At 67.7% G+C, this 24,303-nt stretch carries 21 protein-coding genes and 1 tRNA gene; 17 read left to right on the top strand and 5 right to left on the bottom strand.

Translation table 11 applies throughout. The annotated features are described in order from the left end of the window. Positions 1-48 precede the first annotated feature (48 nt). From ACE3O8_RS06590 to ACE3O8_RS06555, 8 genes are all read left to right on the top strand, one after another. A complete protein-coding gene (locus ACE3O8_RS06590; protein ID WP_374388022.1) occupies positions 49-387 on the top strand; it encodes a P-II family nitrogen regulator in 339 nt (112 codons plus the stop codon). A 56-nt stretch (positions 388-443) separates the two neighbouring features. Further along, on the top strand, positions 444-1,856 hold the full coding sequence (glnA, locus tag ACE3O8_RS06585; RefSeq protein WP_374388020.1) for a type I glutamate--ammonia ligase: 1,413 nt from the start codon (positions 444-446) through the stop codon (positions 1,854-1,856). Positions 1,857-2,159: 303 nt separating this feature from the next. Further along, on the top strand, positions 2,160-2,897 hold the full coding sequence (gene lptB, locus ACE3O8_RS06580) for an LPS export ABC transporter ATP-binding protein (protein ID WP_374388018.1): 738 nt from the start codon (positions 2,160-2,162) through the stop codon (positions 2,895-2,897). 8 nt (positions 2,898-2,905) lie between these two features. Then, on the top strand, positions 2,906-4,390 hold the full coding sequence (gene rpoN, locus ACE3O8_RS06575; protein ID WP_374388016.1) for an RNA polymerase factor sigma-54: 1,485 nt from the start codon (positions 2,906-2,908) through the stop codon (positions 4,388-4,390). A gap of 133 nt (positions 4,391-4,523) precedes the next feature. After that, a complete protein-coding gene (pgaA, locus tag ACE3O8_RS06570; RefSeq protein WP_374388014.1) occupies positions 4,524-6,692 on the top strand; it encodes a poly-beta-1,6 N-acetyl-D-glucosamine export porin PgaA in 2,169 nt (722 codons plus the stop codon). Then, positions 6,692-8,332 carry a poly-beta-1,6-N-acetyl-D-glucosamine N-deacetylase PgaB gene (gene pgaB / locus ACE3O8_RS06565; protein ID WP_374388012.1) on the top strand — a complete coding sequence of 547 codons (1,641 nt, stop codon included), beginning with the start codon at positions 6,692-6,694 and terminating at the stop codon, positions 8,330-8,332. Before pgaA ends, pgaB begins: the two co-directional genes overlap by 1 nt. After that, a complete protein-coding gene (gene pgaC, locus ACE3O8_RS06560; protein ID WP_374388010.1) occupies positions 8,332-9,594 on the top strand; it encodes a poly-beta-1,6-N-acetyl-D-glucosamine synthase in 1,263 nt (420 codons plus the stop codon). The genes pgaB and pgaC overlap by 1 nt, the downstream gene beginning before the upstream one ends. After that, positions 9,591-10,067 (top strand): hypothetical protein, encoded by a 477-nt coding sequence (locus ACE3O8_RS06555; protein ID WP_374388008.1) that lies wholly within the window; start codon positions 9,591-9,593, stop codon positions 10,065-10,067. The genes pgaC and ACE3O8_RS06555 overlap by 4 nt, the downstream gene beginning before the upstream one ends. 834 nt (positions 10,068-10,901) lie before the next feature. On the opposite strand, the gene ACE3O8_RS06550 is transcribed toward ACE3O8_RS06555, so the two are convergent. Next, complete coding sequence (locus ACE3O8_RS06550) at positions 10,902-11,045, bottom strand: hypothetical protein (protein ID WP_374388006.1); 144 nt, start codon at positions 11,043-11,045, stop codon at positions 10,902-10,904. A gap of 31 nt (positions 11,046-11,076) precedes the next feature. Between ACE3O8_RS06550 and ACE3O8_RS06545 the strand changes: the two genes are divergently transcribed. Further along, positions 11,077-11,316: a DUF2924 domain-containing protein gene (locus ACE3O8_RS06545; protein ID WP_374388004.1), complete on the top strand. Its 240-nt coding sequence runs from the start codon at positions 11,077-11,079 to the stop codon at positions 11,314-11,316. Next, on the top strand, positions 11,309-12,991 hold the full coding sequence (locus ACE3O8_RS06540; RefSeq protein WP_374388003.1) for a recombinase family protein: 1,683 nt from the start codon (positions 11,309-11,311) through the stop codon (positions 12,989-12,991). Before ACE3O8_RS06545 ends, ACE3O8_RS06540 begins: the two co-directional genes overlap by 8 nt. Positions 12,992-13,484: 493 nt before the next feature. Here the strand turns inward: ACE3O8_RS06540 and ACE3O8_RS06535 are convergent. Then, positions 13,485-13,560 (bottom strand) — tRNA-Thr (locus tag ACE3O8_RS06535). Positions 13,561-13,647: 87 nt separating this feature from the next. On the opposite strand from ACE3O8_RS06535, the gene queF reads away from it, so the two are divergent. The 5 genes from queF (at position 13,648) to ACE3O8_RS06510 (ending at position 18,830) form a co-directional block, all read left to right on the top strand. Further along, positions 13,648-14,100: a preQ(1) synthase gene (queF, locus tag ACE3O8_RS06530; RefSeq protein ID WP_374388001.1), complete on the top strand. Its 453-nt coding sequence runs from the start codon at positions 13,648-13,650 to the stop codon at positions 14,098-14,100. Between the two features lie 80 nt (positions 14,101-14,180). Then, complete coding sequence (locus ACE3O8_RS06525; RefSeq protein ID WP_374387999.1) at positions 14,181-15,311, top strand: CaiB/BaiF CoA transferase family protein; 1,131 nt, start codon at positions 14,181-14,183, stop codon at positions 15,309-15,311. Between the two features lie 72 nt (positions 15,312-15,383). After that, entirely contained in the window at positions 15,384-16,238 is an 855-nt protein-coding gene (locus ACE3O8_RS06520) for a hypothetical protein (RefSeq protein ID WP_374387997.1), read from the top strand. A gap of 55 nt (positions 16,239-16,293) precedes the next feature. Then, on the top strand, positions 16,294-17,463 hold the full coding sequence (locus ACE3O8_RS06515; protein ID WP_374387995.1) for a deoxyguanosinetriphosphate triphosphohydrolase: 1,170 nt from the start codon (positions 16,294-16,296) through the stop codon (positions 17,461-17,463). Positions 17,464-17,594: 131 nt separating this feature from the next. Continuing rightward, positions 17,595-18,830, top strand: coding sequence for a serine hydrolase domain-containing protein (locus ACE3O8_RS06510; RefSeq protein ID WP_374387993.1), 1,236 nt, complete (start codon positions 17,595-17,597; stop codon positions 18,828-18,830). Here the strand turns inward: ACE3O8_RS06510 and tilS are convergent. The 3 genes from tilS to ACE3O8_RS06495 all read right to left on the bottom strand — a co-directional run bounded on the left by tilS (position 18,827) and on the right by ACE3O8_RS06495 (position 21,795). Further along, the gene (tilS, locus tag ACE3O8_RS06505) at positions 18,827-19,765 is read right to left on the bottom strand and encodes a tRNA lysidine(34) synthetase TilS (protein ID WP_374387991.1); all 939 of its coding nucleotides are present in this window, start codon (positions 19,763-19,765) and stop codon (positions 18,827-18,829) included. The two genes, ACE3O8_RS06510 and tilS, sit on opposite strands and share 4 nt — an antisense overlap. A gap of 16 nt (positions 19,766-19,781) precedes the next feature. After that, the gene (locus ACE3O8_RS06500; RefSeq protein WP_374387989.1) at positions 19,782-20,756 is read right to left on the bottom strand and encodes a tetratricopeptide repeat protein; all 975 of its coding nucleotides are present in this window, start codon (positions 20,754-20,756) and stop codon (positions 19,782-19,784) included. 76 nt (positions 20,757-20,832) lie between these two features. Continuing rightward, positions 20,833-21,795 carry a helix-turn-helix domain-containing protein gene (locus ACE3O8_RS06495; protein ID WP_374387987.1) on the bottom strand — a complete coding sequence of 321 codons (963 nt, stop codon included), beginning with the start codon at positions 21,793-21,795 and terminating at the stop codon, positions 20,833-20,835. Between the two features lie 229 nt (positions 21,796-22,024). Here ACE3O8_RS06495 and typA point away from each other — a divergent pair, with 229 nt between their 5' ends. Together typA and ACE3O8_RS06485 are read left to right on the top strand one after the other, a co-directional pair. Beyond that, positions 22,025-23,848 carry a translational GTPase TypA gene (gene typA / locus ACE3O8_RS06490; RefSeq protein ID WP_374387985.1) on the top strand — a complete coding sequence of 608 codons (1,824 nt, stop codon included), beginning with the start codon at positions 22,025-22,027 and terminating at the stop codon, positions 23,846-23,848. A gap of 113 nt (positions 23,849-23,961) precedes the next feature. Further along, positions 23,962-24,303: hypothetical protein (locus tag ACE3O8_RS06485; RefSeq protein WP_374387983.1), on the top strand; the 342-nt coding region annotated here is incomplete at its 3' end.

Here is a 24,303-nt window from a genome sequence, read left to right as displayed (position 1 = left end):
GGGCTGAACGGGGCCTGCACCCTGCCATCGTGGGAGCTATCCGAAATCATGAAGAAGGTGGAAGCGATCATCAAGCCGTTCAAGCTGGATGAAGTGAAGGAAGCGCTGCACGACATCGGCGTGTCGGGCATCACCGTAACGGAAGCCAAGGGCTTCGGCCGCCAGAAGGGGCATACCGAACTGTATCGCGGCGCCGAATATATCGTCGACTTCCTGCCGAAGGTGCGGCTGGAAGTGGTGGTGGACGACGGCCAGGTCGATCGCGTGGTGGAGGCGATCGCCACCGCCGCCCGCACCGGCCGCATCGGGGACGGGAAGATCTTCGTCTCCACCATCGACAGGGCGATCCGCATCCGCACCGGGGAAACCGATCTCGACGCGATCTGAGATTTCCCGCCAGCCGCATCCGATATCCGTCCAGATTCAACCTAGCGAGGACACACATGGGTACCAAGCCGAGCGATATCCTGAAGCAGATCAAGGAAAAGGAGATCGAGTGGATCGACCTCCGCTTCACCGACCCGAAGGGGAAGTGGCAGCACCTGACGATGGCGAAGCGCGTGATCGATGAAGACAACCTCGAGGAAGGCTTCATGTTCGACGGATCGTCCATCGCCGGCTGGAAGGCGATCAACGAAAGCGACATGATCCTGAAGCCGGATCTGGACGCCTTCTACATCGATCCGTTCAGCGCCACGCCCATGGGCGTTCTGTTCTGCGACGTGGTGGAGCCCTCCACCGGCGAACTCTACAGCCGCGACCCGCGCTCCACCGCGAAGCGCGCCGAAGCCTATCTGAAGGGCACCGGCATCGGCGACACCGTCTATGTCGGCCCGGAAGCCGAATTCTTCATGTTCGACGATGTGAAGTTCGGCCAGTCCTACAACGGCAGCTTCGTCAGCTTCGACGACATCGAGCTGCCGACCAACACCGGCCGAACCTATGAAGAGGGCAACCTCGGCCACCGTCCGCGCGCCAAGGGCGGCTATTTCCCCGTGGCCCCGGTGGATTCCGCCACCGACATCCGCGCCGAAATGGTGCAGACCATGCTGGACATGGGCCTGCCGTGCGACAAGCACCACCATGAAGTCGCCGCCGCCCAGCACGAGCTGGGCCTTGAGTTCGGCACGCTGGTGCAGACGGCCGACCGCATGCAGATCTACAAATATGTCGTCCACATGGTCGCCCAGGCCTATGGCAAGACGGCAACCTTCATGCCCAAGCCCATCAAGGAAGATAATGGCTCGGGCATGCACACCCACCTGTCGATCTGGGCCAAGGGCAAGCCCCTGTTCGCGGGCGAAGGCTATGCCGGCCTGTCGGAAACGGCGCTCTACTTCATCGGCGGCATCATCAAGCACGCCAAGGCCTGCAACGCCTTCACCAACCCCACCACCAACAGCTACAAGCGGCTGGTGCCGGGCTATGAAGCGCCGGTGCTGCTGGCCTATTCCAGCCGCAACCGCTCGGCCTCGTGCCGGATTCCCTATGGCTCGGGCGCGAAATCCCGCCGCGTGGAAGTGCGTTTCCCGGATGCCATGGCGAACCCCTATCTCGCCTATTCGGCGCTGGTGATGGCCGGCCTCGACGGGATCGAGAACAAGATCCACCCGGGCGCCGCGATGGACAAGAACCTCTATGACCTTCCGCCGAAGGAACTGAAGAAGGTTCCGACCGTGTGCGGATCCCTGCGCGAAGCCCTGGCCGCACTGGACAAGGGCCGCGCGGTCTTCACCAAGGGCGGCGTCTTCACCGACGACCAGATCGACAGCTACATCGAACTGAAGATGGAAGATGTGGCGCGCTGGGAAATGACGCCCAGCCCGGTCGAGTTCGACATGTACTACAGCTGCTAAGCTGAACGGCTGGCAGCGCCGGAGGGGCAACTCTCCGGCCGGTCAGGCAGAGGGCGGGCCCCCCGGGGCCCGCCCTATTGCGTTCGGGCCCGTCGGTTTCCGCGAAGGCCCCACCTTGGACAAATCCGCCAATTCGGAGCCATTAACCGCCGTCTGCCTTGAACCTGCCTGCCTGAACCGGTAACTTCACTGCCAGCAAGTTTCGGGCCAAGTGCCATGGAAACTGGCACTGGTTGTGGCAAAGCAGGAAAGGGCCCTCCTCTGGCAACGCTCGCAGAAGATGCTGATACCCTTTCCCGCGCGGTGCAACGGCCGGGCGATTCCGGGCTTGCGGTCGTCTCCATCGGCAAATCCTATGACAAGCGCGTCGTGCTGCGGGATGTCTCGCTCAGCGTGAACCGGGGCGAGGTCGTGGGCCTGCTCGGCCCCAACGGCGCCGGGAAGACCACCTGCTTCTATTCCATCATGGGCCTTGCCGCCCCGGATCAGGGGCGCATCCTGCTGGACGGCGTCGATATCACGCGGCTTCCCATGTATCGTCGGGCCGCGCTCGGCCTTGGCTATCTGCCGCAGGAAACCTCCATCTTCCGCGGCCTTTCGGTGGAGGAGAATATCTCCGCCGTCCTCGAAGTCTCGGAACCCGATCCGACGGCCCGCGCCGCCCGCCTGGAACAGCTGCTGGGCGAATTCAACATCGCCCGCCTGCGCTCGGCCAACGCCATGGCGCTTTCGGGCGGGGAACGGCGCCGCTGCGAGATTGCCCGCGCGCTCGCCGCCAGCCCGTCGATCATGCTGCTGGACGAGCCCTTTGCCGGCATCGATCCCATCTCCATCGCCGACATCCGCACGCTTGTCAGCCATCTGAAGGATCGCGACATCGGCGTGCTGATCACCGATCACAATGTCCGCGAAACACTGGAAATCGTCGATCGCGCCTGCATCATCTATGACGGCCGCGTGCTGTTCGAAGGCACGCCCGACGCGCTGGTCAGGGATGAAACCGTCCGCCGGGTCTATCTCGGCGAGGATTTCAGCCTCTAGGGCTCCTCATGGCGCTGGGGCCCCGCCTTGATCTCAGGACCAGCCAGACGCTGGTCATCTCGCCGCAGCTGCAGGCGGCGATCAAGCTGCTCACGCTCTCCAATCTCGAGCTTCAGGCCGAAATCGCGTCCGAACTGGAACGCAATCCGCTGCTCGAAATGGCGGATGATGGCGATGGAGGCCCGGCGGACACCGCGGACGAGGCCGCGCCCCCGGCAGACAATGACCCGGCCGAGATGGACACCCAGCTCGCAGCGGAGGGCAATGCCCACAACGGCGACGACCTGGACGTGGACTATGTGGAGGAACGCTTCCACCACGACAGCATCGCGGACAGCGGCCGGCCGGCGGAGGCCGGCGAGGAGTTCAGCTTCGACCAGGTCGCAGCCGACGACATCACGCTTGCCGAACATCTGGAGCGGCAGGCGATGGGCCTTGCCCCCGCCGTGCTGCCCGTTGCGCTCCACATCATTTCCCTCATCGACGAGGCCGGTTACCTGACGGAAAGCTGCGCCGAGATCGCGGAGCGGCTGGGGATCGACGAAGCGCAGGTGCTGCGCGCGCTGGACATCGTGCAGGGGTTCGAGCCGACGGGCGTCGGCGCCCGCAATCTCGCCGAATGCATCGCGCTGCAGGCGAAGGAAGCGGATCGCTACGATCCCTGCATGGCCGCCCTCATCGACAATCTCGAACTCGTCGCGCGCGGCGATCTCGCCCAGCTGCGCCGCCTGTGCGACGTGGATGCCGAGGACCTGGCCGACATGCTGCGCGAGCTGCGGAGCTACAACCCGAAGCCGGGCCTTGCCTATGGCAGCGGCAGCACGCAGGCGATCGTGCCCGACATCTTCGTCCGCCGCACCGCGCGCGGCGGATGGACGGTGGAGCTGAACAGCGGCACGTTGCCGCGCCTGATCGTCAACCGCCAGTATCAGGCCCGCATCGCCGCCCACGCGACCGGAAAGCCAGCCGCCCGCGCCAGGCCCGAACGCCAGTTCCTGGACAGCTGCCTCAGCCAGGCCCACTGGTTGATGAAGGCGCTGGACCAGCGCGCCACCACGATCATGAAGGTGGCGATCGCGCTGGTGGAGGAGCAGCAGGCCTTCTTCGAAAAGGGCGTTGCCCATCTGAAGCCGCTGACGCTGCGGCAGATCGCGGACATGATCGACATGCATGAATCGACCGTCAGCCGCGTGACCAGCAACAAGTATCTCGCCTGCGATCGCGGCGTGTTCGAACTGAAATATTTCTTCACCACCGCGATCCACAGCGCGGATGGCGGGGTGGACGCGTCTGCAGAGGCGGTCCGCCAGCGGCTGAAGGCCCTGATCGAGGCGGAAGAGCCGCTGAAGCCCCTGTCGGACGACAAGCTGGTCGAGGCGCTGAAGAAGGACGGCTATGATCTCGCCCGCCGCACCGTCACCAAATACCGCGAGGCGATGAACATCCCGTCCAGCTTCGATCGTCGCCGCCGCGCGCTGGTCCGCGCGGCCTAGCAAGGACGCCGCGCGCTGGTCCGCGCGGCCTGGCAGGAAATCCGCGCCTCCCTGCCGCCGGGGAATCGACAGCTTGGCAGGAACATGATTCTGTGCCGATGTGCTGGGGGATATGGTCAGGCAGGGCGTCTTGGTGTTGGCCGGTGCGGCGGGGCTGTTCCTGTCTGCGCCGGGCATGTCTGCGCCCGTTGATCCGCTGCTGGCGCAGGCACGGGCCGCGCGCGACGCCGGGCGACCGGCAGAGGCCGAGGGGCTGGCGCGCAAGGGGCTGTCCGCATCAGACGATCCCGTCTGGCCGCTCACGCTGTCGCTCATCCTTTCGGATCAGGGCCGGTCTGCCGAGGCGCTCGCGATCCTGTCCGCGCCGCATGCCGTGCCGCTTCCGGCAGACGAACGGCTCGCGGCAGAGGCCTATGCCCATCAGCGCGGCGGCGACGACTGGGCTGCGATGCGGGCCTATGGCGAGCTGCTTCGGCTTCGACCCGGCGACGCGGACGTGCGCGCCAGCATCGCCGGCCTGCTGGACCGGAAGCGCGGCCCGCATGGGGCAGCGTCGCTGGACGGCGTCTCGGATCGGCGGGCCGCCGACATGGCGGCGGCGCGCACGCGCTGGGGGGCGGAAGTCCGCGACGATGATCCCGCGCGCCGGTTCGAGGGGACGGACCGGGCGCTGGCCGATCTCGATGCGCTGCTGGCGCGGCTGGGCGCAGACCCGGCAGCCGATCCGGCGCTGGTGCGCCGGGTGCGGCTGGATCGAATGATCGCGCTGAGGGACCGGGTGCGCATGGCCGAAGTGGTGGCGGAAGGGGGTGCCCTGCAGCCGCTGCCCGCCTTTGCGGACCAGGCCTATGCCGATGCCCTGCTGGCGATGCGCCGGCCGGCGGATGCGCTGGCCGCCTATGATCGGGTGCTTGCGCAGGATCGCGGCAATATCCAGGCGCGCTATGGCCGTGTCTTTTCGCTGGTGGAGGCGGAGCGGCTGGATGAGGCCATCGCTGCGGCCGATGCGATCCTGGCCGAAACCCCGCGGTTCACCGGCCCCGCTGGCGGGCCAAAGGCGAAGCCCTATCCCGAACATGTCTATGCAGCAGCGCTGGCGGGCGAAGTTCGCCTGTGGAGCAACCAGGTGGCGCCCGGCTTCGATCGCGTCCGCGCGCTGGCCGAAGGCGCGCCGGCCAATGCCTCGCTGCGGCGCTCCTATGCGGGGGCGCTGGCCGCGCGCGGCTGGCCCAGGGCTGCCGAGGCCGAAACGGAGATCGCCGCCAGCCTCGATCCGGAAAGCCTTGTCACCCGCATCGGGCTCGCGGAAACCGCGCTGTCGCGGCACCGGCTGGCAGAGGCGCAGCGGGAGGCCGACACGCTGGCCGCCATCGCGCCGGAAAACACCCGCGTCGCGCGGCTGGCGCGGGATGTGCGCGCTGCGCGCGGCTGGGGGCTGGAGGTGGGGGTCAGCCCGGTGTTCAACCAGGGCGGCGGCCTGAACGGGCTGGGCCGCGAATGGGCGGCAGACGGCCGCCTCGAGACGCCGGATCTGGGCGGCGGGCTCAGGCTGTTCGGCCTGTTCCAGTGGGCCGAGGCGGAGCCGGTGGAAGGCCATGTCTCGCGCGGGCGGGCCGGTGGCGGCGTCGCCTGGCGCGGCGCCGATGTCGCGGCGTCGGCCTGGGCGGCGGAGTCGTGGGGAAAAACCGGCGGCGCCAGCATCGGCGCGTCCCTTTCGTGGGAGGCGGGCGACAAGTGGACGCTCGACGCCGAGGGGGAGACTTTCTCGCGGCAGACACCGCTGAGGGCGCTTCACTATGGCATCCGCGCAGACAGCCTGAACGCCGCAATCCGCTTCCGCCGCGACGAGCGGCTGTCCGTCTTCGCCTCGGGCGGGCTGCTCGCCTATTCCGATGGCAATGACCGGTTGTCGGCAGGCCTTGGCACCACGACCCTGCTGCTGGCCCGCCCCCATTTCGACCTGACGGGCCGGGCCGATCTCTACGCCTCGCGCAACAGCCGGCCGGGCGGGCCCTATTTCGCGCCCGAATCCGATTTTTCCGCCAGCTTCGGGCTGTCGGGGCAGCATGTCGGCTGGCGGCGCTATGAGCGGAGTTTCGTTCAGGCCTTTTCCGTGGAATTCGGCGTCTATGACCAGCAGGGGTTCGACGCCGGCTGGATCGGCGTCGCCCGCTACGAACATCGCTGGCGCCGCGATCCGTGGACCGAATTCGTCTATGGCCTGACGATCGATCGCCGCATCTACGACGGCGCGGCGGAACGGGGGATCGCGCTGAACGCGGGATTGAGGCAGAGATTCTGATGCGGACGCTGCTGATCCTTCTGTTGCTGTTGGTGGCCGGGCCGTTGATGGCGGAGGCGCCGGATGGCGGCACCCGCTTTGCGGCCATCGCCTTTCACGACGTGGTCGACAGCCCGGCCGATCTCGTGGGCGACGCCGTCACCGCGCAGAGCCTCGTTGATTTCTTCGACTGGCTGAAGGCCGAGGGCTGGACGCCGGTTTCGCTGGCGCAGGTCGCGGCGGCGGGGCAGGGCGGGCCGCCGTTGCCGCCCAGGGCCATCCTGCTCAGCTTCGACGATGGCTACAAAAGCTTCCACGATCGCGTCTATCCGCTGCTTCTCGCCTACAATTATCCGGCGGTTCTGGGGCTGGTGAGCGGCTGGCTGGACGTGCCTGCCGGCGGCACCGTGGATTTCGGCGGCACGCCCGTTCCGCGCGCGCATTTCATCAGCTGGGACGAGGTTCGCCGCATGAAGGCGTCGGGCCTTGTGGAGATGGCGAGCCACACCCACGACATGCACCGGGTGGTGCAGACGACGCCGCAGGGGAATACGGGGCCCGCAGACCGAAGCTGGGCCTTCGATCCGGCGACCGGCCGGTACGAGGACGACGCTGCGCATCGCGCCCGGATCCGGGCCGACCTGATCCGGTCGCGGGATCGGATCGCCGCCGAAACCGGGGTGCCGCCGCGCGCCATCGTCTGGCCGTTCGGGCGCTTCAGCGGTCCGGCCGCGGAGGAGGCGAGGGCGGCCGGCTATGAGTTCGCCCTCACGCTGGAGCCCGAACTGGCGGACGTCACCCGCCCGATGGAGCTGCACCGCTATTATCCGACACAGGATCCCTCGCTGGGGGTGATCGCCTTCAATCTGGGCTTCCCGCAGGCCCGGGCGGAAACGGTTCGCCTTGCCTGCGTGGATATATCGCCGCTGGCGGGCCTCTCCGGGGACGCGCAGGACCAGCGACTTGGGCAGATGGTGGAAGCGGTTCGGGCGCTGGGGCCGACGGGCGTGGTTCTGGATCTGGGCCCCGGCGGCGAGGGGATGCAATCGGCCTGGCTGCCCAATGCGGTGCTGCCCGTATCGGATGACATCTTCGGCCGCGCGGCCCGGCAGTTCGCCACCCGGGCGGGCGTGAACGTCTATGCCCGGCTGCCGGCCGGGCACCCGCATCTCGACGATGCGGCGCTCGCCGGGCTCGCCGCAAGTGCGGCAAAGGCGGCGCCCATCGACGGTTTGGTCATCGCGGGCGGCGCACATGCCGAACAGCCGCCCGCGTCAGCCCCGTCGCCTGCCGACCTGCGGGCGGCGCGGCAGGCGGCCGGGGATCGGGCCGTGCGCCTGTTCGCACCGGCGGCCGCGATCGATCCCAGGCTCAGCCTGCTGACGGCCGGGCAATGGGGCCCCGCCCCCACGGCCGAGCGGCGGCTGCAGACGGACGGCCCCGGCACGGCGGCGCTTGCGGGCGCCGGGTGGATGGCCCCCGCGAACAGCGGGCGCGTGGTGCTGGCGGTGCCGGGCGGCACCCCCGCCGGGCAGCGGGCCGCCGTGCGAGAGGCCCAGCGCGCGGGCGCCACCGCCTTCCTGACCTGTCCCTTTGATCCGGCGACCGCGGCGCGCCTTGCGCCCTTCCTGTCGTCCGCAACCTTCCCCTATGTGCCCTGATGGACCGGCTGCTTGAAATCCTGATCATCGGCCTGCCGCTGTTCTGCTTCGCCTATCCGTTCGTGATGGCCTGGTACTGGATGGCGGGCGGGCTGTTCTACTGGAAGTGGCGCGAGAAGGATTTCCGCGCCCAGACCGATCCGCCGCCCCTGGATCGCTACCCCCCGATTTCGGTGCTGGTGCCCTGCTACAATGAATCGGAAACGGCGATCGAAACGCTGACGACGGCCTGCGCCGTCGACTATCCCGATTTCGAGGTGATCGCCATCAACGACGGCAGCCGGGATGATACCGGCGCCATCCTCGACAGGCTCGCGGCCGAATTGCCGCGCCTGCGGGTGATCCACCTGGCGGAAAACGGCGGGAAGGCGAATGCCCTGAACACGGGCGCGCTGCTGGCGCACCACGAACTGCTGCTGTGCATCGATGGCGATGCCCTGCTGGATCGCCATGCGCTGCGCTGGATGGCCTACAACTTCCTGCGCGACGATATCGGCGCGATCACCGGCAACCCCCGCATCCGCAACCGCTCCACCCTGCTGGGGCGGCTGCAGGTGGGCGAATTCTCCTCGATCGTGGGGCTGATCAAGCGGGCGCAGACGGCTTATGGCTCGCTCTTCACCGTTTCCGGCGTGATCGCGGGCTTCCGCCGCCGGGCGCTCGCGGATGCGGGCTGGTGGTCTTCCCATACGCTGACAGACGATATCGACGTCACCTGGCGCATCCAGATGGCGGGGTGGCGCGTGGTCTATGCGCCCAATGTGATGGTGTGGATCCTGATGCCTGAAACCCTGTCGGGCCTGTGGAACCAGCGCGTCCGCTGGGCCGAAGGCGGGGTGCAGATGATGCTGGATTATGGCCGGGCCATGCTCACGCTCCGCAAGCCGCGGCTGCTGCTCATCTATGTGAACTATGTGCTCAGCGTGATCTGGTCCTATGCGATGCTGTTCGGGGCGTTGATCTATGTCGCCGGCCGGCTGGGGTGGGACAATCCCGCCGTCGATGCCGGCATCTCGCTGGTGCCCAGCTGGTGGGGCGCGGTGCTGGCGGTCACCTATCTGATGCAGGCCGCCGTCAGCCACCTCGTCGAACAGCGCTATGAAAAGAACATGGTGAAATCGCTCTACTGGATCATCTGGTATCCGCTGGCCTTCTGGGTGATCTCCACGCTCACCACCATCCGCGCCGTGCCGAAGGTGCTGTTCCGCAAGCCGGGCAGCGTGCGTGGCACCTGGGTCAGCCCGGACAGGGGGTTCCGGTGACGGATCCGTTCGCAAACTGGCCGCCGGTGATCACCGACGGGCGGCATTCGCGGCTGGTGGTCTGGCGGGATGTGCTGCTCACCCTGTTCATGTGGTTCGTGCTGTTCGCGATCCTCTACACCGAACTGGCCTTCGCGGCAGAGGCGGTCCGCGTGCTGCTGAACAAGTCCGATGCGCAGATCGACGCCGGGCTGGAGCTGTTCGTGCGGCGGATGCGGCCCCTGATGGGGCTGATCGCCGGGCTGGTGCTGATGCTGGCGATCTCCACGCTCGCCAGCAGCTATCGCCGCCGCCGGGCGATGGAACGGGCCCAGCCCACGCCCCTGCCCGATCAGGCGCTGGCGGACATCACCGGCCTGTCCACAGCAGACCTCTCCACCGCCCGCAAGCTGAAGCGCGCCATCGTCAGCCGAACCGGGGGCGCAGGGCTGAAGGTGGAGGCGGCGGGCGCAATCGAGGGCGACCGGGAATGAAGAACGCCCGATCGAACGGTGGGCAGATGCTTCGTGCGCTTTGACCGTGACTGGGGAGGAGACCGGCAAAATCAGGGGACACTGGACTCTTTTTCACCTCTCCCCGGATTTTCCAGTATTGTGTCTTCGGATTTCTCGAATAGTAGGCGGCCTGTAGCCTTGCGACAGACCCACGAATCCAATACCGTGTCCGAGGTTTCAGTTCGGCGGTAAAGTCGATCCCTGAACGCCTTTTGGCTGTTGTGGCATGGTTCGCGTCTCTGCTGAGTATCACATTGTTCCAGATCGATGTCATTCCTGGCATCGCCCTCACAATGGAGATCAGCATGCAACAAACCACTGCCTCGACGGGTGTGATGAAGCGCACGGTCCTGTGATCCCTAGTGGGGGCGCGAACTCATGCCAGCAACAGCAACAGGTCGGATGGTTCGACGAGCCGGGAGGACCGTAGGGGAGGTGCAATCCCTCCCCGTCACACCCCCCTATGTAGCAGCGCCCATAGCGCTCTGTTGCAAGAATGCGCCACCAGTACGGGCGAAAGGAGTTTGCGTGCCGTTCCCCCTCTCCCCTCAGTCCATCGAGGCTCTTGCCGAAGTTATCACGGGCGGGTCCGGCACTGGATACTCGCAGCCTATCGGCATCTACCGGAGCGCCGCCAAGCTCGGCTCCTTCATGCGCAACTGCAATGTTGACTTCCAGGTCATCGGTTCGCGGGTCCCCTCGCTCACCGACTGTCTTCTGGAGATCAATCGTGGCGAAGAGCCAGAAAAGACTCTGCCCCGTATCATCGAAGCCGCTGCCGACCCACGGGACTTCATCCACGAGGCCGGTCGACTACAGGCTGTAATCGAGTATCTGAACGCACCGTTGCAGTGTGATGGACTGGAGCTTCAGCAGCACGGCAAGGCCGTTCGACTTGTCGCAGCCGGAGGCGGTGCCCCCGTCGTTCAGAAGCTTGCAGGCGTTGGCGCCAGCCACCGTCCGCGAGGTGGCGCGCCTCGCCAGGCAGATGGCAGGCTCAGAACGGGTGAACGTAACCGCTGGGCGCATCAAGCCCGGCACACGGCTGGTGCGGGACTGGGGCCGCGCCAGCCACCATGTGACCGTGCTGGAGGGCGGATACCTCTATCGGGACCGGCACTACCGATCGCTCTCCCAGATCGCCCGAGACATCACCGGCTCGCACCTCTCCGGCCCCAGGTTCTTCGGCCTGACGCGGCAGGGCGCGAAGGAGGCGGCCAGTGGCTGAGCGGCCCCAAACCGGAGCAGGGACGCAACTGCGCTCCGCCATCTACACCCGCAAATCCACCGAAGAGGGACTGGAGCAGGATTTTAACTCGCTGGACGCCCAGCGCGAGGCCTGCGCTGCCTACATCCTCAGCCAGCGCCATGAAGGCTGGACCCCGGCCGCCGCCTCTTATGACGATGGAGGCTTCTCGGGCGGTTCGATGGAACGGCCGGGGCTGAAGATGCTGCTCGCTGACATTGCTGCCGGCAAGATCGATGTAGTGGTCGTCTACAAGGTCGACCGCCTGACCCGCAGTCTTGCGGATTTCGCGAAGATCGTGGAGGTGCTCGATGCGAGGGGCGCCAGCTTCGTGTCGGTCACCCAGTCGTTCAACACCACCACCAGCATGGGCCGACTGACCCTCAATGTTCTGCTGTCGTTCGCGCAGTTCGAGCGCGAGGTGACCGGGGAGCGCATCCGGGACAAGATCGCAGCCTCCAAGGCCAAGGGCATGTGGATGGGCGGCGTCGTGCCGCTTGGCTATCGGGTCGAAGAGCGCAAGCTCATCATCGACCCTGTCGAAGCCGATCTCGTCCGTCACATGTTCCAGCGGTACCTCGAGCTTGGATCGGGCCGGGAACTGGCAACGGTGTTGGCCCGGCAGGGCATCGTCGGCAGGGTCCGGGTCAACCAGCACGGGCGCACCACGGGAGGTGCCCCGATGACCCGCGGCGCCATCTACTCCATCCTGAAGAACCGCATCTACGTCGGGGAGATCGCGTTCCGGGACCAGATCTATCCAGGCCAGCATGAGGCCGTCATCGAGCGTGAGCTGTTCGATCGTGTGCAGACGCAGATCGAGCAGGGCAGGGTGGATCGGATGTTCCAGACCAATGCAGACGAGCCCAGTCTGCTCTCCAGCCTGGTGTGGGACTGCCACGGGCGCCGCATGAGCCCCAGTCATGGCGGCAGGCGAACGAAGCGATACCGCTATTATGTCTCCCAGACCGATGACCCGCAGACTGCATCCCAGCCCGTGTTCCGCATCAGTGCCAACGATCTGGAAGGCCGGGTGTTCGAACAGCTGTGCAGCGCGATCGACAGGGTGGTCTCGGCGGCGATCCATGACGCAGAGCTCAGCGCGGATCAGATCGAGGTTCTGCAGGCCGAGCGGGATGACATGTTCGTGGTGCTTGCTGCGCCGGCGAGCGTCGAGGCCCGAAGGCAGGTTCGAAGGCTGGTCCAGCGCATCGAGGTCCGGCCTGACGCGCTCGCCATCTCGTTGCAGCCCGAGCCGCTGCACGCATCGCTTGCAACAGCGGACGCCATTGTCGTGGAGGTTGCGATCGGCAGCGTCCGGGTCGGCAAGCAACTGAAGCTGGTCATCTCTCCAAGTGGTGCTGACAACAGTTGCCGGAAGGATCCGGCGCTCATCAAGCTGGTGGTCCAGGCGCTCACGCTCCGTCAGCAGATCCCAGACATCTCTGCGTCGACGTTCGACGAGCTCGCCTCCGGCCTTGGCTACAGCCGGGAGCATGCAGCAGATCTGCTGCGCATCAGCACCCTCGCGCCCGACATCCTGACCCGTATCCTCGAAGGCACGCAGCCCGAGAAGCTTACCCGAACGACTCTGATGAAGGCATCGCGGGTTCCGCTCGACTGGGGGTTGCAGCGGCAAGCGCTCGGGTTCGGCTAGGGCCGCGGCCCCCAACAAATCCAACACCCGAAACGCAACGTCGGGGTCGCGAAAGCGGACCCGAGAGATTTTGGCTGCTCGACCGGCGTTTTGGCGGAACGAATTTGTCTCTGTTTGAAGTTGGCCCGTTGGGGCTTCCGCCAAGCGACTGAAATTGGGCAGCAAATGTGCGCCAACCTGTGGTGGCTCGGGGTTATCTCAGGGCCTGGGAAATACTGGTGCCCAGTAAGTCACACAAAAAGTCGACCCCAAGATTATTGCGTGCGTGAAATGCTATGTTGCAGCAGTATGTTAGCTGGTTGGCGGGCGAGCATCGTCGGGGTCGCGAAATTGGCTGCCAGAGAATCAGCGGGCACATGAGGTGTATTGAGGTGGACAGAAGAGTCTCTGTTCCGGATGCGGCGATGGGCATCGCCGACAAGCCTCGGAACCGCCGCGGTAAAACCCCGCGGCAGAATAGGGGTAACGTAAGTCATTGATATTAAAGGAAAACTGGTGCCGCTTAGGTGACTCGAACACCTGACCCCATCATTACGAATGATGTGCTCTACCGGCTGAGCTAAAGCGGCGAAACCAGCAGGGGCGCGGCCTTAGCAGCATGGGCGGCGGGCTTCAAGGCTCTTCCAATCATCGGCCGCAGGCGCCATCTGGGGCGCATGTCGTTCGAACCGAAACATCTGGGCCAGTCCAGCGGCCTGCCCGCCTCTCCGGCAGAGGCCGTGCTGGATTATCCGCCCAATCCGCACCCCGATGCCACTTATCTGATCCGATTCGTCGCGCCGGAATTCACCTCGCTCTGCCCTGTCACCGGGCAGCCCGATTTCGCGCATCTGGTGATCGATTATGCGCCCGATGCCCGCATCGTCGAATCGAAGTCGCTGAAGCTGTTCCTGGGCAGCTTCCGCAACCATGCCGGCTTTCACGAGGCCTGCACCGTCGGCATCGGCCGCCGCCTGTTCGATGAAATGCAGCCGCGCTGGCTGCGCATCGGCGGCTATTGGTATCCGCGCGGCGGCATTCCGATCGACGTGTTCTGGCAATCGGGCCCGCCGCCCGAAGGCCTGTGGCTGCCCGATCAGGGCGTGCCCCCCTATCGCGGGCGCGGCTGAGGGCACCCCGCCCAACCGTCAGGTTGATTCCCCCGGCCCCCCGCGCCACGCAGGCCCGGTATCAATTGGGAGAGACTGACATGGCAGGGCCGCTTTCAGGCGTTCGGATCATCGAGATGGCCGGGATCGGGCCGGGGCCGTTCGCCGGCATGATGCTGGCCGATCATGGCGCAGAGGTGATCCGGGTGGACCGCCCCGGCCGGCAGGCGCCCGAACCCGTGCTGGGCCGCAACCGCAAGTCGATCGTGGTGGATCTGAAATCGCCCGAAGGCATCCAGGTCGTCCGCGATCTGGTGAAGAGTGCGGACGGCTTCTTCGAAGGCCTGCGCCCCGGCGTGATGGAGCGGCTGGGCCTGGGGCCGGAAACCCTCCTCGCCGACAATCCGAAGCTGGTCTATGGCCGGATGACGGGCTGGGGGCAGACAGGCCCCTACGCGCCCGCCGCCGGGCATGACATCAACTATATCGCGCTGGCGGGCGCGCTGCACGCCTATGGCCGCGCCGGGGAAAAGCCCACGCCGCCCATCAACATGGTGGGCGATTTCGGCGGCGGCGGCATGATGCTGGCCTATGGCATGGTCTGCGCGATCCTCAGCGCCCGCGCCACCGGCAAGGGCCAGGTGATCGATTGCGCGATGACAGAGGGCGCCGCCGTGCTGATGGCGATGATCTGGGGCTTCCGCGGCATGGGCATCTGGCAGGACGAGCGCGGCGTGAACATGCTGGATACCGGCGCCCACTTCTACGACACGTTCGAATGCGCAGACGGGAAATATGTCTCCATCGGCTCCATCGAACCGCAATTCTATGCGCTGCTTCGCCAGCTGACCGGGCTGGATGCCGATCCGGATTTCGACGCCCAGATGGATCAGCGCCAGTGGGGCCCGCTGAAGACGAAGCTGACCGCCCTGTTCAAGAGCCAGCCGCGCGATCACTGGTGCCGGCTGATGGAGACGACGGACGTCTGCTTCGCGCCCGTCCTTTCCATGGCCGAAGCGCCGGAACATCCCCACAACAAGCAGCGCGGCACCTTCGCGCAAGTGGGCGGCATGACACAGCCGATGCCCGCGCCGCGCTATTCCGGCACGCCTACGGCAATGCCCGCCGCCGCCCCGCAGGCCGGGTCGCACAGCGCAGAGCTGCTGGCGGGCCTTGGCTATGATGCCGCGAAGCTGGAGGCGCTGAAGGCGGCCGGCGCCTTCGGGCGCTGAACCCGCATATCGATTGACGCACAGCCACCCCGGGGGCGTATAAGGCCATGAAACGGGGAGGTTGTCGCGCATATGCTGGTCCGGCTGTCGATCGCCTTCCTGGCCTGCTGCCTGGCGGCGCCCGTGATGGCGCAGAATCTGGACGACGATGTCGATCAGGTAGAGGAATATCGCGAGGATTACGGGCAGGACGGGCCGGAAACCGAGGACGAGGATCTTCGCACCGGCCCCCGCCCCCCCTGGACATTCCAGCTGCGCTTCGCGGGCGACTGGCGGACGAACCGCTATCTTGCCGAAAGCGGTGCACAGCCGTCCGTCACCATCGCGCCCGATATCTCGCTGTGGCGCAGCTGGCGGCTGGGCGGCCTTCGCCTGTTCACCGAATTCGGGGCGATCGCCCCCACCTCGCTGACGGACGCCCGGCTGGACAGTTCGGCCCTGTTCGGCACCTTCGAGCTGGAGGCCGGAACCCCGGGCGAGGGGCTGGTTCCCTATGTCGCGTGGGAGCCATGGCGCGCCTATGAAGGCACCTTCCAGTCCCACCTGCTGACGCTGCACACCTTTTCCGCCGGCGTGCGCCGCACATCGGGGCCGACCTTCCTCGATGTCTATGCCCGGCGGCAGGAAGCCTCCATCGACATCGCGGAACGCACCAGCATCGGGGCAACGGCCTTCCACAACATCCCCCTGGGCCGGGGGGTTCTGAACCTGCGCACAGAGGTGGAGGGGCGCCGCTTCGACTGGCGGCCGACGGGCCGCGAACGGCAGCTGCGCACTCGGCTTCGCGTGCGCGCCATCCTGCCGCTTTCGCACGCGGTCGACATGCAGCTGACGGCGGATCTGCACCGCACCGACAGCAACCTGCCCGGACAGAGCTTCACCAACCTCATCATCGGCCCCACGATCCTCGCCCGCCTCGGCTTCTGAGCGGGACGGCTTTTGAAGCGCTTGACTTGGCCGCCCGCCCTTGCGACCGGGCCACATGTCGCGCGCGCCCTTCGCCACGGATCCTGACCGGTCGCGCGGCCGCCTGTTCCCGGAACCCGCAAGCCCGATCCGCACCGCCTTCGCGCGGGATCGTGACCGGCTGATCCACAGCACGGCCTTCCGCCGCCTCCGCTACAAGACGCAGGTGTTCGTCGCGCCCGACGGGGATCATTTCCGTGTCCGCCTCACCCACAGCCTGGAAGTGGCGCAGATCGCCCGCACCATCGCCCGCGTGCTGGCGATCGACGAGGATCTGGCCGAGGTGGTGGCCCTTGGCCATGATCTGGGCCACCCGCCGTTCGGCCATTCGGGCGAGGATGCGCTGGAGCGCGCGATGTCGCCCTATGGCGGCTTCGATCACAACGGCCACGCCATCCGCATCCTTTCCCTGCTTGAGGCGCGGACCCCGGCGCATGACGGGCTGAACCTCAGCTGGGAGGTGCTGGAGGGGCTGGCGAAGCACAATGGCCCGGTTGCCGTGCCCGGCTGGGCGCTTCGCGCGCAGGATCGGGCATGGCCGCTGGAACTGCAGAGCTTCGCCGGGCTGGAGGCGCAGGTCGCCGCGCTGGCGGACGACATCGCCTACAATGCCCATGATCTGGACGACGGCCTGCGTGCGGGCCTGCTGGATCTGGAAGCCGTGTGCGCGGCGGTGCCGCTTGTCGATGCGCTCTGGCGCGAGGTGAAGGCCCGCTGGGCGGGGGAGGCCCGGCTGAACCGGCTGGTGCCGCAGCTTGTCCGCGACCTGATCGGCGCGATGGTGGACTCGCTTCTGGCGGAAACCCGTGGCAGGCTAGCCGGGCTTCAGCCCCGTTCGGTGGAAGAGATCCGGGCCGCCGGGCAGGCGATGGCCGGGTTCACGCCCGCCATGCTGGAGGCGCTTGCGCCGCTGCGCGCCTATCTGATGCGCACCATGTACACGCATGCCAGCGTGAAGCGCATTCGCGGCCCGGCCGAGCAGATCGTGGAAGAGCTGTTTTCGATGCTGCATGCGGATCCCGGCGCCCTGCCGGACCGCTGGCGCGACAGATGCGAGGCGGAGGAGGAACCATGGCGGGCACGGATCGTGGGGGACTATGTGGCAGGAATGACCGACCGGTTCGCCATCCGCGAGCACCGGCGCCTGACCGGCCGGACCGTCATGCCGGACGACGCCGGCTTCTAGCCGCAGCGCTTCTGCTGGCAGCCGCCCCCGCTGCGGCGCAATCGGCGCAGCCCGCGCCGGATCAGCGCACGCTGGCGCTCGCGGCAGGATGGAAGGCGCTGTTCCTCTGCTCCGGCACCTTCGTCGCCCGGATGAACCAGGCCGGGATCGAAGCCACCGATCTCCAGGGCGGCTACCCGGAGCTTCAGCCGCACATCGCTGGCCTGTCGGCGGCCGTCTCGGTGCCGCTGCGTCAGGCGAGCGTCGCCTTCGATGCCGGGCTGCCGCCCCGCGTCGCCCGCTTCACGCCGGGTCAGGGCTGCGCGCTGCTGCCCGTTGGGGCCGATGCGGCCAAGGTGATGCCGCCGCCCGAACTGATCGGCGGCCCCGATCCCCTCCGCACCGATGTGCAGCCATGGCCGCAAGGCGACCTGCAGGCGACGGCGATCCTGCCTGTTGCGCAGAAGAAGGCCCTCGATGCCCTCATGGCCGAAGCGGTGGCAGGCGGTCGATATGGTCAGGCGGCGCGCACCTCGGCCGTGCTGGTGGTGAAGGATGGCCGCATCGTCTCGGAACGCTATGCGCGGGGCGTCGGCATGCACACGCCGCAGCGCACCTGGTCGGTCGCGAAGTCGCTCACCTCCGCGCTGATCGGCCGGGCGGCGGCGCTCAACGTGATCGATCCGATGGCGCCCGCCCATGTGCCGGAATGGGGTGCGGCCGGCGATCCGCGCGCGGCGATCACGGTGGATCAGCTGCTCAGGATGCAGTCCGGCCTGTTCACCAACGGCCCCGGCAACCGCACCGACGCGCTCTATTTCGGGGGCTCCACCGTGGCGGAAACCGCCGCCGTCGCCCCGCTGGAGGCCGCGCCCGGCACCCGCTTCGCCTATGCCAACAATGATACGCTGCTGGCGGCCCGCGCGCTGATGGCGGATCTGGGCGAAGCCGCGCCCAGCTTCCCTTACACCCATCTGCTATGGCCGCTGGGGATGACGCGCACCACCATCGAGGGGGATTGGCAGGGCAATCCCATCCTGTCCTCGCAGGTGTGGATGACGGCGCGCGATCTCGCCCGGCTGGCGCTGCTGCATCTGAACGACGGCAAATGGAACGGCCAGCAACTGCTGCCGGAGGGCTGGGTGAAGGACGCCACCACCCCCGTCGGCCCCCAGCCCCCTGCCGCGCGCGGCGAAGGCTATGGCCGCGCCATCTGGCTGCCCAACGGTCTGCCGCAGGGCAGCTACGCCTTCTATGGCAACCGGGGCCAATATGCGGTCGTGGTGCCGTCGCAGAAGCTGGTGATCGTGCGGCGCGGCTTCGATCCTGCCGGCAGCGGTTTCGACATCACCGCCTTTGCAAAGGATGTGGCCGCCGCCCTGCCTTAACGGCGCGGGCGGGCGGGCCTCAGCCGCCAGCGCCCGTCCTTCACGCGGGCCTGCACCGGCCCCAGCGTGCCCGTTCCCCCCGCCTCAAGCCGCGCCAGCAGCCGGGCGAGCGCGGGGCCGTCCGCCCGGTGTCCGAACGCAAGCAGCCCGTCCGCCAGCAAGCGGCGGCGCAGTTCGGCCGGCAGCCCTTCCGGATCCAGCCAGAGGTCCGGGCCGCGGCGGTCCGACCGCGTGGCAAAGGCGCGCTCCGCCGCCCAGGCCAGAGCCGCCTCGGCCTCTGCCAGATGCGCCGCGCTTGCGGCCAGCCGCCCGGGGTTCAGCCAGCGCGCGCCATTCAGCAACTGCCGCGCCGCCGTACGGTCAAAGCGGGAATCCCGGTTGGAGGGGTCGTCGACCGGCGTCCACCCGCGCGCGGCCACGATCGCGGCCAGTTCCGCGCGGCGGCGGCCCAGCAGCGGGCGCAGCACGGAAAGGCCATCGATGCAGGCCAGCGGCCGGATGCCGCTCAACCCGGCAAGGCCGCTGCCCCGCGCCAGCCGCATCAGCAGCGTTTCCGCCTGGTCGTCGGCATGATGCGCCGTCAGCAGCCGGCTGATGCCGTTCGCCCGGCACCAGTCGCCCATCGCGGCATAGCGCGCCGCGCGGGCGCGGGCCTGCATGTCGCCGCCCGTCGCCACAGAAATCGTCAACGTCCGGTGCGGCAGCCCCAGCGCCTGTGCCAGCCCCGCCACCATCGCGCATTCGGCGGCCGCTTCGGCGCGCAGGCCGTGATCGACGCTCAGCACATGGGCGTTGGGGCCAAAGGCATCCGCCGCCAGCGCCATCAGCGCCAGCGAATCCGCGCCGCCTGAAACCGCCAGCGCGACAGGGGCATCGGGGCCAAAGCCCGGCCCGGACAGGCGCGCCACCTCGGCCGCGAAGACCTGTGGCGTCAAAGCCCCCATGCGGGCGTCAGGGCGTGCATTTTGCCTGCACGCGGGTCGCGGCCGCATCGGCAGCGAACTGGCCCGTCAGCCGGTCCGGGAAGGATTTGTTCAGCTGGTCCAGCGTGTCGCAGGCGGCCTTTGCCGATTTCGGTCCCTTGGTCTCTAGCAGCGCCTTCGCCAGCCACAGCAGGCTGTTGTGGGCGCGCTGTCCCTTGGGGCTGTTCTGGTATCCGGCATAGAAGGTGCGGGCCGCGTCGGCCGGCTGGCCCTGCTGCATCTGCGCCCGCCCAGCCCAGAACGCCGCATTGGAAGCGCGCGCATGCTTCGGGTTCGCCGTCACAAATGCCTTCAGCGCCTTCTCGGCCCCGGCAAAATCGCCCTTTTCGTACAGCGCATAACCCGCCTCATACTGCGCCGTCAGCGGGTCCGCCGACGGCGCGGCGGTGGCGCCGGGCGCGGGGGCCGGGGCGGTTGCCGGGGGGGCGGCCGCCGGGGTCCGCGCCGGCGGCAGGGCGGCGGGCGGCTTTGCGGCTGGCTGAGGGGCCGGTGCGGCTGCGTCGGGCTGCGGCCCTGCGGGCGCGGCGCCCTTGCCTTCCAGCGCATCGAAGCGCGCGACGGTGCCCGCCTCCAGCTTCTGCATCGCGCCTTCCAGCTGACGCAGCTTGAACTGCAGCTCCTCAACCTGCCCGGTCAGCGCGCGCTGCTGGGTTTCCAGCGCCGTCACCCGCTGGGTGAGGTCCACAAGCGGCGATGTGGCGGGCGTGCCCGGCGCGGGGGCGGCGGGCTGCGCCTCGGGCACCACCTCCGGCGCGAAGAAGCGCTTGTCCCCGCCAGGGAACACCTCGCGCTGCACGGCGCGCATCTGGCTTTCCAGCACGCCCACGCGCTTGTCGACCTGTCGCAGCTGATCCTGCGTGGCGGGCGCCGGCTGGGCGTGGGCCGGCTGCGCCAGCGTGGCAAGCGCCACGAGGGGCAGGGCGGAAAGAGCAAGCCTGTTCATCTGAATTGAAGTTCCCGTCCTCATCGGCCTGGTTACCGGCGCAGTGCAGCCACAGGCTGCCTTGCCGCAAGCTGAATCAGCCGACCGGACGGATCCCGGCGGCCGGCGGCGCCAGCCCCGGCGCCGGTGCAGGCGTGGCCGGGGCAAGGCCGCCCGTCGCGGGGCGCGCCAGCAGGTCCGCCGGCTTCAGCGACAGGTTGCGGACCTGCTCTGCCGGGCCGCCCAGCGGCGGGATGGCGGTTGCACCCACCTTCACGTCCAGCGCGCCGGCCCGGCCGGTGCGAAGCGTCCAGGCGCGGCCCTGCGGCAAGGTCATCGTCTGCCCCTTGCTCATCGTGCCCATGAACAGGGTTTCCTGCCCGTCGGAAATGCGCAGCCACACCTCTTCCTTCGCTGTCAGCGTGACGGCGGCGGCCGGATCGGCCGGGGGTGCGGCGGCGGGATCGGCGACGGGCGTGGCGGAGGGGTCCTCATCGGACGGGGTCGCCGCCTCCGCCATGGCGACGGGGGTTTCCGGCACCGGCGGCGCAGCCGGCGTCAGCCAGCCCGCACCCCAGGCCCAGAAGGCGCCCAGCAGCAGCAGCAGCAGCGCAACGCTTCCGGCGACCAGCGCGGGGGAGGGCAGGCGCTTCTCCTCCAGCGGCAGCAGGTCCACCATCGTCGGCACCGGGTCGCCCTTCTGGCTTTCCACCCGATAGCGTTCGGCCGCCTCGGCCGGATCCAGCCCCACGGTGCGCGCATAGGCCTTCACGAAGCCCAGCGAATAGGTCAGCGCGGGCAGCTTGTCGTGGTCGTCCGCCTCGATTTCCGAAAGGATGCCGGGGCGCACCTTGGTGCGCTCCGCCACCTGCGCCAGCGTCAGGCCAGCGGCCTCGCGCGCCTGGCGCAGGGCTTCGCCGATGGTGCGGGCGGGGGAAGGCGTTGCGGCGTCGGCGGATTCGGCCGAAGCCGATGCGCCGCGACGGCGCGACGGCGGGGCCGCCGGCTTGTCTTCACCCTGCGGCACATCTTCGTGCGGGATGCCGTTCGCGTCGTCCACCTGAAAGTCCCTTCAGGCCGTTGGCGGGGCCTGTTTTCCGCGACAGTTGAAGCGCTTGCCGCGCCCCACCGCCTTTTGTTCGACACCGGTGATTTCGATAGGCCCGCCCTCCTTGCAAAGTCAACCGCGCCCCATCCGGCATCGCCTTCGGGTCGCCGCGCTTGTTGCAGCGCGGCATTTCATGTATGCGCCGCGCCAACCACACTCCCTCCCGATCTGGAACCCCCGCATGCAACTCCGCAACGTGGCGATCATCGCCCACGTCGACCATGGCAAGACCACCCTCGTCGACCAGCTCTTCCGCCAGTCCGGCACCTTCCGCGACAACCAGCGTGTCGCCGAGCGCGCGATGGATTCGAACGATCTGGAACGGGAACGCGGGATCACCATCCTGGCGAAGTGCACCTCGATCGAGTGGGAAGGCACCCGCATCAACATCGTGGACACCCCCGGCCACGCCGACTTCGGTGGAGAGGTGGAGCGCATCCTCTCCATGGTGGACGGCGTGATCCTGCTGGTGGACGCCGCCGAGGGCGCAATGCCGCAGACGAAGTTCGTCACCTCGAAGGCGCTGGCGCTGGGGCTGCGCCCCATCGTCGTCGTCAATAAGATCGACCGTCCCGATGGCCGTCCGCAGGAAGTGCTGGACCAAGTGTTCGACCTGTTCGTGGCGCTCGGCGCCAACGACGAGCAGCTGGACTTCCCGGTGCTCTTCGCATCGGGCCGCAACGGCTATGCCGGCCTTGATACCGATGTGCGCGAAGGCACGCTGGAGCCGCTGTTCCAGACCATCGTTGATCATGTCCGCGCACCCGTGGCCGATGTCGACGCGCCGTTCAGCTTCCTCGTGTCGCTGCTGGATCGCGACCAGTTCGTGGGCCGTATCCTGACGGGCCGCATCGCCACCGGCACGCTGAAGCTGAACATGCCGATCCGCGCCCTCGACCGCGACGGCAAGGTGGTCGAAGATGGCCGCGCCACCAAGATTCTCGCCTTCCGCGGGCTGGAGCGCGTGCCCGTCGAGGAAGCGCAGGCGGGTGACATCGTTTCCATCGCCGGCCTCACCGTCGCCACCGTCGCCAACACCATCGCCGATCCGGCGGTGACCGAGCCGCTGTCGGCCCAGCCGATCGATCCGCCGACGCTGTCGATGCGCTTCGCCGTGAACGACAGCCCGTTCGCCGGCAAGGAAGGCTCCAAGGTCACCAGCCGCATGATCCGGGACCGGCTCCTGCGCGAAGCCGAAGGCAATGTCGCCATCCGCGTGACCGAAAGCGACGAGAAGGATTCGTTCGACGTCGCCGGCCGGGGCGAACTGCAACTGGGCGTGCTGATCGAAACGATGCGCCGCGAAGGCTTCGAGCTGTCGATCGGCCGTCCGCGCGTCATTTTCGACAAGGACGAGGCCGGCAACCGTACCGAGCCTTATGAAACCGTCGTCGTGGACGTGGACGAGCAATATTCCGGCACCGTCGTCGAGAAGATGGCGATGCGGAAGGCGGAAATGACCGACATGCGCCCGTCGGGCGGCGGTAAGGTGCGCCTCAGCTTCTCCGGCCCCTCGCGCGGCCTCATCGGCTATCATGGCGAATTCCTGTCCGACACGCGCGGCACCGGCATCATGAACCGCCTGTTCGACCGCTATGGCCCCTGGAAGGGCCCGATCGCAGGCCGCCAGAACGGCGTGCTGATCTCCACCGAAACCGGCGAAGCTGTGGGCTATGCGCTGGGCTATCTGGAAGAGCGGGGCGAGCTGATGGTGGTGCCGGGCGAGCCCATCTATGCCGGCATGGTGGTGGGCGAAAACGCCAAGTCCGACGACCTGGAAGTGAACCCGCTGAAGTCCAAGCAGCTCACCAACTTCCGCGCCTCCGGCAAGGACGATGCGCTGCGCCTGTCGCCGCCGAAGCGGCTCACGCTGGAACAGGCCATCGCCTACATCGACGAGGACGAGCTGGTGGAAGTGACGCCCAAGTCCATCCGCATCCGCAAGCTCTATCTCGATCCGCACGAACGCAAGCGCCACTCGCGCTCGCTGAAGGCCGCCGGCTGACCAGCGGCCCTCGGCTACCCCCTAAGTTGACTTGAAGGCTGCCAATATCTCATGTAGGCAGCCATCAGGGCAATTTAGGGGGGAATATGAAAAGGTTAATGCTTGTTGGCGCCTTGACGGCGCTTGCCGCGCAGCCGCTCTCCGCTGCGGTCATCGATCAATCCAGCTTCTTCGATGGCGGGGGCTATCCGATCCAGCTGTCGCAGATCGCAAGTGCGCCGGGCGGCCATGGCCGCATGCAGGCCCATTCCGTCACGGCCGGGCAGACCGGCCTTCTCAGCCGCGTCGACCTGCTCGTCGCGGAAGGCAATGGCACCGGCGCGCTGGTCCTGGGCCTCGGCTACGGGCTCGTCACCGACGCCGGCTATTCGAACGCCGTCAGCCTCGTCATCGATCGGGCACAGGTCGCCAGCTATACCGACCTCAACAACGGCGGATTCACCAGCATCGACGTG

Origin of the sequence: Sandaracinobacter sp. (genome assembly GCF_041909755.1) — a bacterium.
Lineage (GTDB): Bacteria > Pseudomonadota > Alphaproteobacteria > Sphingomonadales > Sphingomonadaceae > Sandaracinobacteroides.
This window is presented reverse-complemented; position numbering and strand designations above follow the sequence as displayed.

Bases quoted from the DNA above. Each gene is read 5' to 3' on its own strand.
- ACE3O8_RS06590 (WP_374388022.1), top strand. From the start codon at position 49: ATGAAGAAGGTGGAAGCGATCATCAAGCCGTTCAAGCTGGATGAAGTG.
- glnA (WP_374388020.1), top strand. From the start codon at position 444: ATGGGTACCAAGCCGAGCGATATCCTGAAGCAGATCAAGGAAAAGGAG.
- rpoN (WP_374388016.1), top strand. From the start codon at position 2,906: ATGGCGCTGGGGCCCCGCCTTGATCTCAGGACCAGCCAGACGCTGGTC.
- pgaB (WP_374388012.1), top strand. From the start codon at position 6,692: ATGCGGACGCTGCTGATCCTTCTGTTGCTGTTGGTGGCCGGGCCGTTG.
- pgaC (WP_374388010.1), top strand. From the start codon at position 8,332: ATGGACCGGCTGCTTGAAATCCTGATCATCGGCCTGCCGCTGTTCTGC.
- ACE3O8_RS06545 (WP_374388004.1), top strand. From the start codon at position 11,077: ATGGCAGGCTCAGAACGGGTGAACGTAACCGCTGGGCGCATCAAGCCC.
- queF (WP_374388001.1), top strand. From the start codon at position 13,648: ATGTCGTTCGAACCGAAACATCTGGGCCAGTCCAGCGGCCTGCCCGCC.
- ACE3O8_RS06525 (WP_374387999.1), top strand. From the start codon at position 14,181: ATGGCAGGGCCGCTTTCAGGCGTTCGGATCATCGAGATGGCCGGGATC.
- ACE3O8_RS06520 (WP_374387997.1), top strand. From the start codon at position 15,384: ATGCTGGTCCGGCTGTCGATCGCCTTCCTGGCCTGCTGCCTGGCGGCG.
- ACE3O8_RS06515 (WP_374387995.1), top strand. From the start codon at position 16,294: ATGTCGCGCGCGCCCTTCGCCACGGATCCTGACCGGTCGCGCGGCCGC.
- ACE3O8_RS06510 (WP_374387993.1), top strand. From the start codon at position 17,595: ATGAACCAGGCCGGGATCGAAGCCACCGATCTCCAGGGCGGCTACCCG.
- ACE3O8_RS06500 (WP_374387989.1), bottom strand. From the start codon at position 20,756: ATGAACAGGCTTGCTCTTTCCGCCCTGCCCCTCGTGGCGCTTGCCACG.
- typA (WP_374387985.1), top strand. From the start codon at position 22,025: ATGCAACTCCGCAACGTGGCGATCATCGCCCACGTCGACCATGGCAAG.